The organism is Mesorhizobium sp. LNJC405B00 (assembly GCF_000502615.1).
GTDB lineage: Bacteria > Pseudomonadota > Alphaproteobacteria > Rhizobiales > Rhizobiaceae > Mesorhizobium.
In genome coordinates, this window is record NZ_AYWC01000004.1 from 155,590 (window position 1) to 174,721 (window position 19,132).

Below are 19,132 nucleotides of genomic sequence, written 5' to 3' on the forward strand. Positions count from 1 at the left end.
CCTATTGAACTCTGATACGCGGATTGAGGAACGCGTAGCCGACATCCGAGATGAGCTGCGTGATCAGCACGATGAACACCGAGACCAGTGAACAGCCAAGCAGCAGATCGATGTCGTTGTTGCCGGCGGCTTCGACCAGCGTGTAGCCAAAGCCCTGGTAGCGGAACATCACCTCGACGATGACGACGCCGGTAAGCAGCCAGGGAAATTGCAGCATGATGACGGTGAACGGCGCGATCAGCGCATTACGCAGCGCGTGCTTGACGACGACGCTGCCGAAGGAAAGCCCCTTCAGCCGGGCGGTGCGGATATATTGCTGCGTCATCACCTCGACCATCGAGGCGCGCGTCATGCGGGCGATGTAGCCGATGCCGTAGATCGCCAGCGTCATCACCGGCAGGGTGAAATTGTAGAAGGTGATGCCCTGGCTTGCCGAGGCGGCCGAACCGTTCAGCCAGCCGAGCCAGGAGGCGAAGATGACGGTGAAGATGACGCCGGACACATATTCGGGCGTCGCCGTCGACGCGATCGAGGCGACGGACAGCGTTCGGTCCGTTCGCGAGCCCTCGCGCATGCCGGCCAGGATGCCGATCAGCAGCGAAATCGGTACCATCACCAACAGCACGCAGAGCATCAGAATGCCGGTGGCGGCGAGTGCGGGGAAGAGCTTTGACGCAACGGAGGTTTTGAACTTCGTCGAGCAGCCGAAATCACCTTCCAGGATGCCGGAGAATTTCGGCTCCAGCGGATCGTTGCAGAAGGAGAAACGCTGCGTCGGCTTGCCGGTCGCCGGATCGGTCACCGGTTGCTTCGGGACGACGCCCAGCCATTGCCCGTAGCGCACGAAGAAGTTCTGCCGGTAGCCATGGTTGACCAGCCAGCTTTCGAGCTGTTCGGCCGATGTGTGCATTTCGGTCTGGCTGATCGCCAGCTTCTTCAAATTCGGCTCGAGGTTGATCAGGAAGAAGACGATCATCGTCAGGCACAGCATCGTCAATGCCATGGTGCCGAGACGCCGGATTACGAAAGAAAGCATGGCGGTCCCCTGCCGGTCTGGTTGGGGTTGGAGCCAGTTCGAAAAACCAGCTTTGCCGTTGCCGGCAGAGTTGGCCGTCAAATCGGCACTCGGATGCAATCAACCCAGTTTTATTGAACGGTCTTTCAGGAGAGTCCGCAACTTTTTGCTGCGGCGGCTTCCGGTTCTGGACCAAGCGAGGCGTGACGGGAAGGAGCGAAGCGCCCCTTCCCTGACGTTCCGATCACGCCTGGTCGAGCCAGACCTTGCCGTAGTCGCGCTCGAAGGTCGGATGCATCTTGTAATTCTGCACCGCCTTGACCGAGTGGCTGTAGAGCTTGCGCCAGTATGGCTGGATCATGATGCCGGAATCCTGCAGGATCTGCTCGATGTCCTTCATCATCTCCTTGCGCTTGGCCGCATCGGCAACGGCCAATGCTGCATTGAGCTTGGCATCCCATTCGGGGTTGGAATAGGCCGACTCGTTCCACGCCTCGCCGGTGCGGTAGCCGATCGCCAGAACCTGAACGCCGAGCGGGCGCATGTTCCAGTTGGTCATCGACAGCGGATACTTGGTCCAGTCGTTCCAGAACGTCGAGCCCGGCAGCACCGTGCGCTTTACCTTGAGGCCGGCGTCGCGCATCTGCGCGGCGATGGCGTCGCCGGTATTCTTGTGCCAGTCTTCGTCGACCGTGATCAGCTCATGCTCGAAGTCGGCCTGGCCGGCTTCCGCCATCAGCGCCTTGGCCTTGGCCGGATCGCGAGCGACTTTGGGCAGCTCGTAATATTCCGGGTGGATTTGGCAGACATGGTGGTTTTCAGCCACCGTGCCGGCATTTCCGTAGCCAAGCTGCAGGACGACATTGTTGTCGACCGCGAGTTGCAGCGCGTTGCGTACCTTCTGGTCGCCGTAAGGCTTGTTGTTGATGTTGGTGCGGCACACGATGGTCGACGCGGTGACGATTTCGGACTTGACCAGGTCCAGTCCGTCGAGGATTGACACATAGTCGGCCGAGGTCTCGAAATTGGTATGGACTTCGCCGGCCTCGAAGGCACTGACCATGGCTGCCGGATCGGTGCCGTAGTCGACGAATTCGATGCCGTCGAGGAACACCTCGCCGTCCCACCACTTGTTGTCCTCGCGGCGCTTGTAGACCACCTTCTGGCCGACATCGTAGGAGACGAGCTCGAACGGGCCGGTACCGATCGGGCAGGCTTTGAAGTCGCCGCCCTTCTCGTCGAAGCTCTTGTGCACGATGAGGCCGGGATAGATCGGAAGAGCACACGTCNTACACGACGCTCTTCCGATCTCCTCGGCCTTCTTGTCGGCCCAGCGCTTGAGGTTGAAGATGACGTCATCGGCGGTGAAGGCATCGCCATTCGACCAGGTCACACCCTTGCGCACATGCAGCGTGTACTCGGTGGCGTCGTCGTTGACCTCCCAGCTCTCCAGAAGGTACGGGCGGAACGTGTATTCGCTGGTGTACTTGACCAGCGGCTCAAGCGCCTGACGCTCGGCATTGGCGATTTCCGACCAGTCGGCCTTGCGCGGATCCTTGGGATCCTTGACCCATTGCGCGACTTTAAGGATGCCGCCCTTCTTGCCCTGCACCTCTTCGGCCCTGGCTTGGGTCGGCACGGCTACGCCGAGCATGCCGTAGGCCATCGCGGTCGACGCGCCGAACACGCTCGCCATGGCGAGGAACTCGCGGCGATCGACTTTGCCTGCCTTGGCTTCTTCGGCCATGGCCAGGATGTGATCGGGAACGCGATCGCCATTACTCTTGTAATTTGTCATACCTTAACTCCCATTGTTGGCTTTCCGCCTTTTAACATTCCGCATCCCTGCCGTGATGTCAAAGACGGCATGGCTACGGAACCTGTTAGGGAATGTGCAACTTTGAAAAGGGAGCGGTTCGCGTGATAACGACAGACTTGGCGCAAAAGTGCTAGCGCGCCCAGATTCCGCCGGAATCTGCTTAGGCGAGTAAATTGATACATTTTGGGCGGGTTGAGACAGCGCCAGTTCCGGCGGCGGTAAGGGCCAGGAACTCAATATTCCTTTTCGTAGAAGATGCCGCCCTTGGCCTCGCCGCCATCGTTGGCCTCGCCGCGCAGCTTGACGCCGCGTCCCACATTGAGGTCGATCGTCGCCTTGCCCGATCCTGGCCTGTCGCCTTTCTGGATCGTCACATAGGTGCGGTCATTGAGGTACTTGCCCGCCGACACGGCGGTGCCGCCCTGGTCATCGGTGGTCACATCCAGGTCGTCGACGCCGATTGCACTGCGCAGGTTTTCGAGCAGCGAGGTCGAGCCGCCGACGCCGGCCAGTTGGCCGGCGGCCTCGGCCAGCTGCGCGATCTGAAGCGGCGACAGGTTCGACATAGAGCGGCCGAAAATCAGCTGCGCCAGCACCTCGTCCTCGGGCAGCGCCGGCACCGAGGAGAAGTCGAATTTCGGATTGGTCGCTTCGCCCGAGACGACGATGGTGACGGTGGCGCTGGTCGTGGTCGATGTCGCGGTCAAGTTGAGGTAGGGCACCAGCGAGCCCGAAAAGCCGACCGTGCCTTCGGTAAAGGTCAGCCGCTTGCCGAGGATCGACAGCCGCCCACGCTGCAAGGTGAAGGTGCCGACCGCCTGCGGCGAAGCCGCCGGGCCGGTCAGCCTCAGCGAACCACCGAACTCGGCATCGACGCCCCTGCCCTGGATGAAGATCTGGTTCGGCGCATTGACCGTGACGTCGAGGACAAGCCCACTGCCGCCACCCCCGCTGGCCGCCGCCGGTCGCAAGGCCTTGTCCTGCGCCCGCACGGAGGCGGGCGCGTTCTTGTGCTTGACACCGAGCGCTGCCAGCGAGCCCGGCAGCTTATCCGGAACGGTGATGACGGTCTTGGCCAGATTGACGGTGCCCGAAATCACCGGCGCCGAGGTGAGCGGCCCCTTGATGGTCAGGTCGCCGCCGAGATTGGCTGTCACCACCCTGCCGTCGGTATAGCGGCCGTCGACCAGCTTGATAGACAAATCGGCTGGGAAACCTTGCGCCGGATTGATGCCGAGTGTGCCGGAGGCCGACAGGCTGCCGCGTGTCGACAGCGTGCCGGTCAGCCGGTTGATCCGGGCAACGCCGTTGCCGATCGAAATGTCGGCGGCAATGTCGTTGACGGCAAGGCCGGAGCGCGCGTCGACCAGGCGGGCGCCCGACGTGCTGACCGTGCCGCCGATCACCGGCGACGCCGCCGGGCCGCGCATCTGGATATTGACGTTAGCGGTGCCGCTGAGCGACAGCCCTTGCGCCGCAAGCTTGGCGGCCAGGAAGGAAAATGGCACCTTGCCGTTGAAGTCGAGCACCAGCGCTGGTGTGCCGGCCGTCGTCACCGTACCGCCGCCCTTGAGCCCAAGCCCGGCGCCGTCGCTGATGTCGGCGTTGAAGGTGAGCTTCTTGCCGGCGAATGTTCCCGACGAGGAGATATTCATGCCGCCAAGACCGGCGCTGCGCGTCTGCGAGGTCTGCACCCCACCAGCATCGATATCGAAAGCGACAGTCGGATTGCCCGGCGCGCCGGTTACCTTGACTGTTCCCGAAATCGAACCGGCGGCCTGGAGGCCCGGCGAAAAACTGTTGGCGAGTGAGGCCGGCACCTTCGACAGCGCGGCGCTGATGTCGAGTGCCTGCCCGACCTTGCCGGTCACCGTCGCCGTGCCGCCACCGAGATTGAGCACCAGCTTGTCCAGCGTCGTGGTGCCGTTCGCGATGCTGACGGTCGAGGCCTGGGCGATGGCCGCCTTGATGCCCTGCACCGTGGCCTGGCCGGAAGCGAGTTCGATGGTGGTGGTGCCGCCAGCCACCTTTACCCTGCCCGCAGCCTTCGCCGGAATGCCCTTGACGGTGGCGCCGCCGGAAAACCCGGTCCAGTCGCCGTCGCGCTTCAAATCGACATCGATGCCGCTGATGGCGGTGCCGCCGGAAATGACGCTGTCGGCGCGAATTTTGCCCGAGATGACCGGCGCGGCGAGATAGTTGGCGACCAGCGCATCGATCGACACCGTCTTCGCCTGCAGGTCGCCGCGCGTAATCGAAGCGGTCGCAGCCTTGACGGCGACGTTCGGGCCATCCGCGGTCTTTGAGAAGGCGATGGTGCCGCGCACGTCGCCTTCGGCCTTTTCCAGCGCCAGCGCCGCCAGGGGCCCGATATCCGGCAGGTCGAGCGCGATGGTGCCGACCGGCACGAAAGCCTCGTCGAGCGCAAGGTCGCCGGAGATCTTGTTGTTGCCGAGCGACAGCAGCAGGCCGTTGATGGCGCTCTTGCCGTCGGCCGTCGCCAGCACCGCGCTGCCTTGCAGCGCCTGCCCTGCGACATTGCCGGTCAGTTGCACATTGGCCGCCGGATTGGCGGCGTCGGCCTTGCCGGTTGCGGTCAGCTTCAACCCGGTGATTTCGCGTTCCGCCACCAGCAGCCGGTCGCTGTTGACTGTCAGCGACAGGTCCGGCGCCAGGCTAGGCCCCTGCGCGCTGAGTGCGAAGCTGATCGCGCCTTTGGCATCTTTCGACAACAGTGAGATGTCGGCCAGTGCACCCTTGATATCTGCGCTGAGCTTATTGTCGGCGAGACTGGCCTGACCGTCCGCGGTCAGTGCGCCCGACGCCAGCTTGACCGGATTGGCGCTGACATTGCCATTGCCATCCCGCTTCAGCGTGGCGCTGAGCTGCGTGCGCTCTGCCAGCACGCTGCGCGCCGCCGCCGGCAACGCCGCCGACAGCACGTCGGCGTTGAGGTTGAGGTCGATTGCTCCATCGGCAAAGCCGACACGGCCATTGAAGGCGCTGCCCAGCGCATCGGCCTGCACCGAGCCGCTGTCGATGGTGATCGCGTCCGCCGCCAGGGTGCCGGCGATCTTGGCGGTGATCTTGCCGGCGATCAGCGGCGCGATGGTCGGATTGTCCAGACCGATCTTGTCCGCCGTCACCGTGCCCGAGATCGGACCGGTTCGGCTTTTCATATCAAATGCATCGGAATGCAGCGCAAGCGCAATGCCCTCGACCTTGGCGTCATCCGTCGCCACCGAAGGCAGTACCGCCGAGATGTCGAGCTTGGCTTGCGCAGCCTGCCCGGCCGCCTTCACCGACAGCGCCTGCAATTCGAGCTTGATCGGGCTTTCCGCGCTGCCCAGCGTCAACGGCAGGCTCGGACCGGACGATGTCAGATCGAGCGCGAAATCGCTGGCGCCGTTCGGGTTGAGGGTGCCGGCCGCCTTGCCGGAGATTTTCTCACCCGAAAGCGTCGCCTGGTCGAGCACGACGCCGCCGGCCGCGGAATAGCTGCCGGCCGCATCGACATCGAGCGGCCCGAGCCCGGCCTGACGGGTCTGGCTCGTCTCGGCGCCGGCCAGCTTTGCATTAAAGCGAATGTCGGGATTTGCTGATGGCCCGGTGATTTGCGCCGTGCCGTCGAGCGTGCCCGCGGCATCGAGGCGGGGCGAAAAGCCATTGGCAAGCGCAGCCGGCAGCGCCGAGAAGGTCGCCGCCAGATCGAGCGTCTGGCCCGCCGTGCCCGACAGCGTCACCGAGCCGCCGCCGAGATCGACTACCAGCCTTTGAATGTTGGTTATGCCATCGGCAATGGTCAGGCTCGACGGCTCGGCGATCGCCACCTTGATGCCGCGCACCGTCGCCTCGCCGGACGCGATCTCGACGCTGGTCGCGCCGCCAGCAATCTTCGCCCGCCCGGCAGCTGTCGCCGGAATGCCTGATATGGTTGCTCCGCCGGTGAAATTCGTCCAGTCGCCGTCACGCTTGAGGTCGACGCCGATGCCACTGACGACGGTCGTTCCCGAGGTCACGCTCTCGGCCTTGATCGTGCCGGAGATCGCAGGGCTGTTGAGATAGTTGGCGATCAGTGCGCTGACGGTGACTGCCTTGGCTGCCACATCACCGCGCGCGATCGACACGCTGGCTGCATTGATGGTGACAGTGGGAGCCTCGCCGTCTTTGGCGAACACCACGGTGCCGCCGATATCGCCGGCCGCCGTCTGCCCGGCCAGCGACGCCAGCGGCGCGATATCGGGCGCGGAGATCGTCAGCGTCCCCAGCGGCAGGAATTTCTCATCGAGCGTGAGGTCGCCCGACACCTTGTTGTCGCCCAGCGCTACGCTGAGCCCCTTGATGGAGCGCTTGCCATCGCTCGTCACCAGCGCCGCCTTGATGGCGAGCGGCTGTTCGTCGACCGCGCCGGTCAGCGAGATATCTGCGGCCGGGCTCACAATGTCGGCCTTGCCCGATGCGGTCAGCTTGATGTCCTTGACCGTGCGGCCGGAGGCCGTCAGGCTGGCACTGTCGGCCGAAACCGAGAAATCCGGTGCGTTGCGCGCGCCGCTTGCCGTCAGCGCGAAATCGACCCCGCCGGCGACCGGCACGCCGACCAGCGAAGACAGCACCGAGACGTCGCCGAGCTTGCCCTTGATGTCGGCCTGGATATCGCTGCCTTGCGCGCTGGCGGTGCCGCTGGCGCTCAGCGAACCGGAAGTGAGTTCGATCGAGTTGGCGGCGAAAGAGCCCTGCGGATCGCGCGTCGCGGTCGCCGAGAATTTGACCCGTTCGCCAAGCAGCGAACTGATCTGCGGCGGCAGCGCCGTCGACACAGCATCGGCATTCATCTTCAGCGTCATGGCGAGATCGGCCAGCGTCACCTTGGCCGTCAGCCCGGCATTGAGAGCATCGCTGCGCAGCGTGCCTTCGTCGAGGGAAATCTCGTCCCTGCTGATCGAACCGGCAAGAGAGGCCGTCAGCTTGCCGGTGATCAGCGGCGCCAGCGTCGCCACGTCGGTCTTCAGCCCGGCGGCCGCCAGACTTACACTGACCGGGCCGCTGCGGCTCTCGATGTCGAAACCGTCGGAATGGATCTTCGCATCCAGATTGTTCACCTGAGAGCCGCCCGCCACCACCGACACCAGTGAAGCGCTGGCGTCAATCATCGGCGCCTTGCCGTCACCGAAGGCGCGCGCGGTCACATTGTTGATGGCCACCATGATCGGCTGCGCCTGGGTACCGACATTGACCGTGACCGGCTTGGCTTTGGCCACGAGTTCGACCGAAAGGTCGCTGGCGCCCTTGGGGTCGACCATGCCGGCAGCGGTACCATGAACTGCGTCGCTCTCGATCGCAGCGCGCTCGATGTCGACGCCGCCGGTCGCGGTCGCGGTGCCGGCTAGGTCGAAGCTGGTCTTGCCGGCAAACAGCGACTTGAACCGTTCCGGCAGGAAGCCTTCGAACGAACCGTCGCCCTTGGCCTCGATCCGGTTGCCCTTGTCGGTGAGCTGGTGCCGGCCGGTGAGCTGGGTAACGATCTGACCGTCGACCATGAAGGTGCCGATGCCGCTCCAGTTGGCCAGCGGCCCGGTGCCCGAGACGACGATGTTGACCGGCGGCGCGCCGGGTAGCTTGAGCAGGTTGGCGATGATGCCGCCGGCCGGCTCGGAAGCCTTGAGATCGAGGTCGAGCTTGTTTTCATCCGGCGCGAAGTGGATGTTGGCGTCGACATTGCCTTGCTTGCCGTCATGGCGGGTAACGTTGAGCACCGTCTGGATCGCCAGCGGCGACGCATCGACCTTGGCCGATCCCTTGGCCGCAAGTTCGGCAATGCCGCTGCCGGCAAGTTGCTGGCCGAGCGCGATCTCCGGCAAATCGATCGCTCTGATATCAAGCGAAACCGGCAGGCCGGTCGACCCGCTCTTGCTCGGCTCGGTGCTCGCCATAGGCAGCCGTGCCAGTTCTATCCGTTCGGCCGCTATGCGGTCGGCGCTGAAATTCTTCGACAACAGCGCCAGCGGCGACCAGTCGACGGCCACCTTGCGGGCCACCAGCCAGGCGCCCTCGCGGTCTTCCAGCACGACATGGTCGACCGTCAGCGCGCCGGACCAGATACCGTTAATGCCGCTGACCGTGACTTTGCTGTCCCCTGACGAGGCCATGTCAGAGATGATGCCGGCGAGATTTTCGCGGCCGCGCTCGGTCTTGGTCAGCACGACCAACGCGCCGATGCCCGCCGCCGCCACGATCAGCAGCGTGTAGAAAAACAGGCGAAGGATGCGTTTCAAAATCTTCATCGTCAGAACGCCTGTCCGATCCCGGCATAGATGCCGAAACGCGGGTCGCCACGGTCGCGGTTGAGCGGCACGGCGGCGTCGATGCGCAGCGGCCCGAACGGCGTGATGTAGCGCAGGCCAACGCCCGCGCCGACCTTCACGTCTGAAAAGTCCGGCGTCGCTGTGGTCGAGACAGTGCCGGCGTCGACGAACGGCACGATGCCGATCGTGTCGGTCAGAGCAATGCGCATTTCGACCGATGTTTCGAAGAAGGAAAGCCCGCCGATCGGCTGATTGTCGATGTCCTTCGGTCCGATGCCCTGATAGGCATAGCCCCGCACCGAGCCGCCACCGCCGGAATAGAAGCGCCTGTCGGCTGGAACGTTCTGAAGGCCGGTGCCGACGATCGAACCCAGCGCGACGCGTTCGGCAAGCACGAATTTCGAGGCCGTGTCGAGCGACTGATAGGCCGACCCCTCGCCCCTGAGCTTGAGGAAGGCGGCGCCGCTCAGAATNGCTCAGAATGTCGTAACTCGGTTCGGCATAGGCCAGAACCCTGAAGCCGCTGGTCGGGTTGAGCCGGTTGTCCCTGTTGTCGTAGACATATTGCAGCGGAATGCTGGCGATCAGGTATTTGTGCTTGCCGAAAGCGTCGGTGATCCTGGAGTAGTCGAGCGCGATTTCAGCCGAAACCGTCTGCTTCTTGTCGATCTCATAGGACAGGCCGGTGCTGCCCTTGACCGAAAAATGGTCGTAGGCGTCGGGATGTTCGAGTACGGTCTTGACGCTGGCGATGAATTTCGAGGCCGGCCCGACCACCCCCGGCTTCTCGAACATGATGCCGGCATTGTAGTTGAGCTCGCTGAGATCGTTGCTGCCGATGCCGCTGATCTTGCCCTCGATGCGCAGCTTTTCGGCCCGGCCGAACAGATTTCGGTGGCCCCAATAGCCTTCCAGGCCTAGCCCTTCGGTGTTGGAGAAAGTGCCGCCGACGCCGAAATAGCGTGGTTTGCGCTCGCTGACCTGAACGCCGATCGGAATGTTGCCGTCGGGGTCAAGACTGTCGGCTTCCTTCAGCGTCACGCTGTTGAACACTTCGAGCCTCAGCAGCCGGTCGCGGGCATCGTCGATCTCGTCGGGCGAATATTGCCGGCCGCGTTTCAGCCCGGTCATATATTCGGTGAACTCGCGATCGACCTTCTCGGTGCCATCGACGGTGGTGTCGCCATAGCCGGCAACCGGCCCGGCGGCCACCGTCAGCGTCACGTCGAGCGTCGAGGTGGTGTGCTCGGCCACGACCTGCCGGTCGGTGATCCGGGCCAGCGGCCGGCCCTCCTGCTTCAGCGCCCGCACGATCAGCGCCTCGGCCTTGAGCACGGCGCCCGAGCCGGCATCGCCGCCGGCTATCAGGCCGAAATCGGCGCTCGCCAGCCCGGCGGCATCGCCCTCCAGCCTGATATTGCCGAGTGTGAATTTGGGCCCGCTGGCGATGCTGACCACCACCGGGATCGGCTGCGGACCAGTGAATTCGGCATCGGGCGGCAAATCGTCGAGCGCCTTGCCCTGGATGGTGATGGTGACGACGCCTTCATAGCGGGCGTCGGCATAAAGCGCGGCGACCAGCTGTTCGCGGTCGCTACGCGCCTTTGCCAAAAGGCCGAGCGAGCCGGAAACCGGGCGGTCCTCGTCGGATTTCAGCGACGAGGCGTTTTCGAGCTTCTTGATCAGGTCCTTGTCGGCATCGGGCGCTTCGATGGTCACCGCATAGCGCAGCGGGTCGACGATATCGGCGTCCTCGTCATTCGAAGAGCCCCACAATTTGATGCCGAAGAGCTCGAAGGCGGCCGCCGACCCCGATTCGGCAACGAGCACGCTCGAGCACGCCAACGCCACAATCAGCGCGCGCGAAAGCGTGCGCCGTGGCGCACTTACCTTCGACATCTGCGCTTCATACGCCGGCATCAGGACAACCTAGGTTACAAAACTAAAATTGGAATGAAGTTTTGAAGCGCTCGTAAAGGGGCCACAATCCAATTGTCTGAAATAGGCAGGGCTTGGAATTCACACCTTCTGCGTTTTCGCAAGAAAGCGTGATCCCTTTCCCGTGGATGAACTATCGGCATACCGGTCATTGGCCGGTTTGGGAACCGTTGGCGGGCGGAAACCTGCCCGTCCTCGTGTTGACAAGCTTGACTGAAGCTTGAACATGCCGCGGACGTAGCAGTGTCTGGAGGGTGTTATGGCGATGCGCGCGGCGGCTCGTGGTCTGTCGATCTTGATTCTTCTCATTTTCGCCTGGGGGTCTGTAGCGCAAGCGGCCGAAGCCCGCCGGGTGGTGACCTCAAATAATTCCGACTATTTCGGCTTCGATCTCAGATCGGACCAGAATGTCAGCCTCGATCAGTGCAAGACGACATGCCTCGGCGACCCCGCCTGCCGCGCCTTTACTTACAACAACAAGGCCAAATGGTGCTTCCTAAAATCCGACTATAACCAGTTGAAACCCTTCAGCGGCGCGGTCGCGGGCAAGGTCGTCAATGTCGATGGCGACCCCGATATCGGCGCCCCGCCGGAACTCGCCTTCTTCCCCAACTGGATGGCCGACCAGGCCCAGCAATACCGCAACAAGCTGACCGATCCGGCCTATGACAAGCCGACCGACGGGCTGGAATCACTCCGCGCCGCCGCCGAACAGGCTGCACTGACCGGCGACCATGGCCAGGCCATGAACAAATACGAGGCCGCGGTCTCGGTCCTGCCTGACGACGGCCAGCTTTGGCTCGGTCTGGCGCGTGAAACGCTTGCCATACAGCCGGCCAGCGGCACCTCCGAATCCTACAATCTGCCGGTCAAAGGCACCTCCGCCGCCATCAACGCCTACAAATTGCTGCGCACCACCAAGACCCGCGCCGAAGTGCTGGCGCTGCTCGGCAACGGCCTCGACCGCCGCGATCTCTACCGTCCAGCCCTGCAGGCTTATGAAGCCAGCCTCGCGCTGGTCAGTTCGCCGGCGGTCAAGGCCGAATATGAGGATCTCAAGGCCCGCAAGGGCTTCCGCGTCATCGATCACTCGATCGACGCCGACACCAGCGCGCCGCGCATTTGCGCGCAGTTTTCCGAGGAGCTGGTCAAGACCGGCGTCGACTACGCCCAGTTCGTCACCGTCGACAACCAGCCGCCCAAGGGCGTCGAGGCCAAGGACAAGCAGATCTGCGTCGAAGGCCTGGAGCACGGCCAACATTACGAAGTGACCTTCCGCGCCGGTCTGCCGGCCGCCATTGGCGAGGTCACCGCCGCTCCGGTCGTACTGTCGATCTATGTGCAGGACCGCGCGCCGTCCGCCCGCTTCACCGGCGACAGCTTCGTGCTGCCCGCCGGCGCCCGCCGCGGCATCCCGGTCGTCACCGTCAACATGAACGCCGCGCAGATGAAGCTCTACCGCATCGGCGATCGTTCGCTCGCGCAGCTTCTGTCCGGCTATCAGTTCCTGAAGCAGCTCGACGGCTATGATATCTCCAGCATTTCCGACCAGATGGGTGAGCCGGTCTGGCAGGGGCAGCTCGATATCGCCAACGACCTCAACAAGGACGTCACGACTTCGTTCCCGGTCGACGAAGCCTTGCCGCAGCGCAAGCCCGGCGTCTACGTGCTGACCGCCCAAGCGGTAAATGAAAATGACGAGGACAATTACAATTCGCTTGCCACGCAGTGGTTCGTCGTCTCGGACATCGGCCTGTCGACCTATACCGGCCAGGATGGCCTCAATGTCTTTGCCCGCTCGCTCGGAACCGCCAAGCCGATCGCCGGCGCCGAACTGACGCTGCTGGCCAGGAACAATGAAATCCTCGGCACAGCCACGTCGGACGCCGAAGGCCATGCTGTCTTCAACCCCGGCCTGACGCGCGGCGACGGCGGCATGGTGCCGGCCGTTCTGATGGCCAAGCAGGGCGACAACGATTTCGTCTTCCTCGACATGGGCCGCGCCGGCTTCGATCTGTCCGATCGCGGCGTCGCCGGACGCGCCGCACCGGGCGCGCTCGATGTCTATGCCTGGACCGAACGCGGCATCTACCGCGCCGGCGAGGATGTGCATGTCGCAGCCCTTGCCCGCGACGGCGCCTCCAAAGCGGTGGAAAACCTGCCGCTGACCTTCATCTTCACCCGTCCCGACGGCGTCGAGAACCGCCGCATCGTTGCCGATGGCGTCTCGGCCGGCGGCTATGCCGTCGACCTGCCGCTGGAAGCCAACGCCATGCGCGGCACCTGGACGGTGTCGATCTATACCGATCCCAAGCAGGCGGCCGTTTCCAGCCAGATGTTCCTGGTCGAAGACTTCGTGCCGGATCGCATCGAGTTCGACATGAAGTCCGACAAGCAGGAGATCGCACAGGGCGAAACCGCCAACATCGACATTGACGGCCGCTTCCTCTATGGCGCGCCGGCCGCCGGCCTCGCGCTCGAAGGCGAGCTGACGCTGTCGACGGCGCGCGACTGGGACCGTTTCGCCGGCTATTCGTTCGGCCTTGCCGACGAGCAGTCGGCCGAGCCTTCGGTCACCCCGTTCACCGGTCTGCCGGTGGTCGGCGACGACGGCAAGGCGACCTTCCCGGTCACGGTCGACCAATTGCCCGCGACCACCAAGCTGGTCGACGCCAAGGTCACGGTTCGCATGCGCGAAACCGGCGGCCGCGCCATCGAGCGCTCGCTCAACATCGGCATCCGCCCGCAAGGCCACATGATCGGCATTCGTCCGGATTTCGCCGACAATGAGGTGCCGCAGGCCGGCACCGCCAAATTCAGCCTCATCGCGGTCGATCCCGACGGCAAGCGCGAGACGCTGAAGGGCGCGCAGTGGTCGCTGGTCAAGGTCGAACGCAATTACCAGTGGTATCGCAACAACAACTCGTGGAACTACGAACCGGTCACCTTCACCAAGTCGATCGCCAACGGCCAGGTCGATCTCAGCGCCGATGCCGAGGCGACCGTGACGATGCCGGTCGACTGGGGCCAGTACCGGCTCGAGATCGAGACTGCCGATCCCGAGGGCCCGGCGACCAGCTATGAGTTCGACGCCGGCTGGTATGTCTCCTCGACCTCCACCGAAACGCCTGACGGGCTCGAGATCGCTCTCGACAAGGACAGCTATGCCGCCGGCGACGTGGCCAAGCTGAAAGTGTCGCCGCATTTTGCCGGCGAACTGCTGGTCACCATCGGCGCCGACAAGCTGCTCAAGACCGTCACGGCAACCGTGCCGGCCGGCGGCAGCACGGTCGAGATCCCGGTCGGTGACGACTGGGGCGCCGGCGCCTACATCACCGCAACCCTGTTCCGGCCCGGCGATGCGCAGGAAACCCGCATGCCGGCGCGCGCCATCGGCGTAAAATGGCTGACGGTCGACCCGGGCTCGAAAAAGCTCGCCGTCACCCTGACGCCGCCGGACAAGACGATGCCGCGCCAGCAGCTGTCGATCCCGGTTTCGGTCGCCGGCGTAGCGCCGGGCAGCAATGCCTATGTCACGGTCGCTGCCGTCGATGTCGGCATTTTGAACCTCACCAACTACAAGGCGCCGGATCCGGAGGGCTGGTATTTCGGCCAGCGCATGCTCGGGCTCGAAGTCCGCGACATCTATGGCCGTCTCATCGACGGCTCGCTCGGCACCACCGGCAAGCTCAGGACCGGCGGCGACGGCGCCTCGATGCAGCCGCAAGGCAGTCCGCCGACCGAAAAGCTGGTCGCCTTCTTCTCCGGCCCGGTCCAGCTCGACGCCGACGGCAAGGCAAGGATCGACTTCGACATCCCGCAGTTCAACGGCACCGTGCGCGTCATGGCCGTCGCCTGGACCAAGGATGCAGTCGGCCATGCCACGACCGACGTCATCGTGCGCGATCCGGTGGTGATCACCGCCGGCCTGCCCCGCTTCCTGGCGCCTGGAGATGCAGCCATCATGCGGCTCGACGTCGCCGACACCGACGGTCCGGAGGGCGACTATGCCCTGTCGATCGCCACGACCGGCGACCTCTCGACCGGCGACAAGCCGTTGCCCGAAAAGCTGACTCTCGCCAAGGGCAAGCGCCAGACGCTGACTGTGCCGCTGGTTGCACAGACGGCGGGTAATGCCTCGATCACCATCAAGCTCGCCCATGGCGACGGCACCTCCGTCGAGCAGACGCTGTATGTCCCGGTGCGTCCGGCGCAATTGCCGGTCACCACCCGTCTGGTCGTCGACCTCAAGGGCAATGGCGGCTCGCTGCGCGTCGACAAGGAGCTGCTCGCGGCAAGCCTGCTCGACGGCGCCTCGATCAGCGTCGGCGTTTCGCAGGCTGCCGCCTTCGACGTGCCGTCGCTGCTGATGACGCTCGACCGCTACCCCTATGGTTGCGCCGAGCAGACCACCAGCCGCGCCATGCCGCTNCCGTCGCTGCTGATGACGCTCGACCGCTACCCCTATGGTTGCGCCGAGCAGACCACCAGCCGCGCCATGCCGCTTCTCTACGTCAACGATCTGGCGTCCGGAGTCGGCATGCAAAGCGATCCCGAACTGCACGGCCGCGTGCAGGCCGCCATCTACAAGGTGCTGAGCTACCAGGCTTCGGCCGGCAGCTTCGGCCTGTGGGGTCCGGGCTCCGGCGATCTGTGGCTTGACTCTTACGTCACCGACTTCCTGACCCGGGCGCGCGAGCAGAACTACGACGTGCCGGCCCTGGCGATGAGCCAGGCGCTGAGCAATCTGCAAAACTCGGTCGGTTACGACCAGGACGTCCAGGATCGCGGCAGCGAAATCGCCTACGCGCTCTATGTTCTGGCCCGCAACAAGAAGGCCTCGGTCGGCGATCTGCGCTACTACGCCGACACCAAGCTCGAAGCCTTCTCGAGCCCGATGGCCGTCGCCCAGTTGGCGGCGAGCCTGGCGCTCTACGGCGACGCGCAGCGTTCGGAAGCAACCTTCCAGACGGCGCTGCAGCTGGCCAAGTCGACCACCGAATACGACTACTACCGGTCCGACTATGGCTCGCGGCTGCGTGATGGCGCCGCGATCCTGGCGCTCGCCGCCGAATCGAAGCCGGTGCCGACCATCGTGCCGGAGCTGATCCGGCTGGTGGCAAGGGAACGTGCCGATGCCCGCTGGACCAGCACGCAGGACGAGTCCTGGATGCTTCTGGCGGCCCGCGCGCTGAAGTCGGGCAACGACTCGATCACGCTCTCGGTCAACGGCGCGCCGCATGCCGGTGGGTATTCCAACCACCTCAGCGGCACCGACATTGCCGACAGCCCGCTGACCATCGCCAACACCGGCGCCACGCCGCTGCAGGCGGTCGTCACCACGGTCGCCTCGCCGGTAGAGCCCTTGCCGGCCGGCGGCGACGGCTTCACCATCGACCGCACCTACTACAAGCTCGATGGCACCGAAGCCAACGTCACCGAGGCGACGCAGAACGAACGCTACGTGGTCGTGCTCAAGGTTTACGAGCAGAACCGCTGGCCTTCGCGCCTGCTGATCACCGACCTGTTGCCGGCCGGCTTCGAGATCGACAATCCGGGCCTTGTCTCCAGCGCCCAATTGTCGAACTTCACCTGGCTGGCGCAAACGGATGCAGCCCATCTCGAATTCCGCGACGACCGTTTCGTCGCGGCATTCAATCCCAATGACGGCGATGGCGACCGCAACATCATGCTGGCCTACGTCGTGCGTGCGGTAACGCCGGGCACCTATGCCCATCCGGCAGCCACGGTGGAGGACATGTACCGGCCGCAATATTCGGCCCGCACCGCCACCGGCATGATGGAGATCAAGGCGCCGTAAGGCGCCTTGACGAAGATGAACACGCCGATGTCCGCGACCATCTCCTTCTCCCCGCTATGCGGAGAGAAGGAGCCGGCAGGCGGATGAAGGGCACCACCATGCTCTCCAGAAAATTTCTCCGTCGAACAGGCATCGCCGCCGCCTCCCTCGTCGGCTTTGCGGCGATCGCTGCCGCTTCTCTCTGGGAACTCGACCGCGCTTTTCCGCCGCCGCTGCCCGGAAGGCTCACCGTCTCCACCGAGGTCCAGGACCGCGACGGTCAGCTGTTGCGCGCCTTCGCCACGTCGGACGGTTACTGGCGGCTCGACACTCATCTCGACCAGGTCGACAAGCAGTTCGTCGACATGCTGGTCACCTATGAAGACAAGCGCTTCTGGGACCATGATGGCGTCGATGTGCTGGCGCTGGCGCGCGCCGCCGGCCAGTTCGCCACCAGCGGCCATATCGTCTCCGGCGGCTCGACCCTGTCGATGCAGCTTGCCCGGCTGATCGAGCCACGCGAAAACCGCAGCCTCGGCTCGAAGATCAAGCAGATGCTGCGTGCCATCCAGATCGAGCGGCGGCTGTCCAAGCAGGAGATCCTCGAACGCTACCTGACCTTGGCGCCCTATGGCGGCAATCTCGAAGGCGTGCGCGCCGCCTCGCTCGCCTATTTCGGCAAGGAGCCGAAGCGGCTGACGGTCTCGGAAGCCGCCCTGCTGGTTGCGCTGCCGCAATTGCCGGAAAAGCGCCGGCCCGACCGCAATCTCACCATCGCTCATGCCGCCCGCGACCGCGTGCTGACCCGCATGGTTTCGGCAGGCCTGCTTGGCGAGCGCGAGGCCGCGCGCGCAGCGCTCGATGATGTCTCGGGCTTGCGCCGCAAACTGCCGGCGCTGGCGCCGCATGCCGCCTATGCCATGCTTCCCAAGGCCGTACCCGGCAAGCCATTGCAGCTGACGATCCGCAAAAGCGTCCAGCAAGGGCTGGAGCAGGTGGCGCGCGATGCCGCGATCAAGCTTGGTCCGCGCCTCTCCGTCGCCATGGTGATGGCCGATGCCCGCACCGGTGACATCCTCGGCGAAGTCGGCTCTGCCGATTTCTTCGACGCCAGCCGTTCCGGCTGGATCGACATGACCAAGATCGTGCGGTCGCCCGGCTCTACGCTTAAGCCGTTCATCTATGGCCTCGCCTTCGAGCAGGGGCTGGTGGCGCAGGAAATGCTGATCGAGGACAGACCGGTCGATTTCGGCGGCTACCGGCCAAAGAATTTCGACATGGGCTATCAGGGGGATGTCTCGATCCGCCAGGCGCTGCAGCTGTCGCTCAACGTGCCGGCAATCCGCGTGCTCGACTCTGTCGGCCCGGCACGGCTGATGGCGCGCTTCCGCCAGGCCGGCGTCAGCCCGGTGCTACCGGTCAACGAGGCGCCGGGCCTCGCCATCGGCCTCGGAGGCATCGGCGTAACGCTGCGCGATCTCGTCCAGCTCTATACCGGCCTCGCCAATGGCGGCAAGGCAAACACGCTCCATGACGGCACCGAGCCGGCCAACGACGAGCGCGCCACCGCCACCATCCTCGACGCCCAGGCGAACTGGCAGATCACCGACATATTGTCGGGCGTAAAGCCGCCCGAGGGCGCCTTGCAGCGCGGCATCGCCTACAAGACCGGCACGTCCTACGGCTATCGCGATGCCTGGTCGGTCGGCTTCGACGGCCGCTACGTGCTGGGTGTGTGGGTCGGCCGCGCCGATGCCGGTGCGGTGCCCGGCCTGTCCGGCTATGTCTCAGCCGCCCCCATCCTGTTCGAGGGCTTCGTCCGCTCCGGCCTCACCGCCGTCCCGTTGCCCAGCCAGCCGGCCGGTGTCCTCAAGGCCAGGCGCGAAGACCTGCCGGTGACATTGGGGCGCTTCGGCGCCGGCGCCGACGGACTGGTGCAGGCAGGCCCGACGGAACCGGCGCCAACGATCATTTTCCCGCCCAACGGCGCCCGCGTCGATCTCGCCACCAATTCCGCCGAGGCCTCGCCGCTGGTGCTGAAACTGCAAGGCGGCCGCGCGCCGTTCCGCTGGCTGGCCAATGGCAAGCCGCTCGTCGGCATCGACCGCCGCCGCACTGCGACCTGGCTGCCCGACGGCGCCGGCTATTCGACGCTCACCGTCATCGACGCCGTGGGACGCGCGGCAAGCGTGAAGGTGTTCGTTGAATAGATGGCGCCAAGCGATTCAGGGGATTGGGCTTCTTCGCCCGAGACCCGG

General features: G+C 64.6%; 5 protein-coding genes and 1 pseudogene. 2 read left to right on the top strand and 4 right to left on the bottom strand.

The genetic code is table 11. The features are described from left to right. Position 1 precedes the first annotated feature (1 nt). The 4 genes and pseudogenes from X756_RS155455 to X756_RS1000000170540 all read right to left on the bottom strand — a co-directional run bounded on the left by X756_RS155455 (position 2) and on the right by X756_RS1000000170540 (position 11,056). Positions 2-1,036 (bottom strand): ABC transporter permease, encoded by a 1,035-nt coding sequence (locus tag X756_RS155455; RefSeq protein WP_023668188.1) that lies wholly within the window; start codon positions 1,034-1,036, stop codon positions 2-4. 223 nt (positions 1,037-1,259) lie between these two features. Next, on the bottom strand, positions 1,260-2,813 hold the full coding sequence (locus tag X756_RS155450; RefSeq protein WP_023729393.1) for an ABC transporter substrate-binding protein: 1,554 nt from the start codon (positions 2,811-2,813) through the stop codon (positions 1,260-1,262). 254 nt (positions 2,814-3,067) lie between these two features. Beyond that, positions 3,068-9,115, bottom strand: coding sequence for a translocation/assembly module TamB domain-containing protein (locus X756_RS1000000170535; RefSeq protein WP_023668186.1), 6,048 nt, complete (start codon positions 9,113-9,115; stop codon positions 3,068-3,070). Between the two features lie 2 nt (positions 9,116-9,117). Continuing rightward, positions 9,118-11,056 (bottom strand): annotated as a pseudogene (locus X756_RS1000000170540) (autotransporter assembly complex family protein). 277 nt (positions 11,057-11,333) lie between these two features. Between X756_RS1000000170540 and X756_RS155440 the strand changes: the two are divergent. Both X756_RS155440 and pbpC read left to right on the top strand, forming a co-directional pair. Further along, positions 11,334-16,895, top strand: a complete 5,562-nt coding sequence (locus X756_RS155440; protein WP_023729394.1) for an alpha-2-macroglobulin family protein — start codon at positions 11,334-11,336, stop codon at positions 16,893-16,895. 83 nt (positions 16,896-16,978) lie between these two features. After that, entirely contained in the window at positions 16,979-19,084 is a 2,106-nt protein-coding gene (gene pbpC, locus X756_RS155435) for a penicillin-binding protein 1C (RefSeq protein ID WP_031238054.1), read from the top strand. Positions 19,085-19,132: the final 48 nt, after the last annotated feature.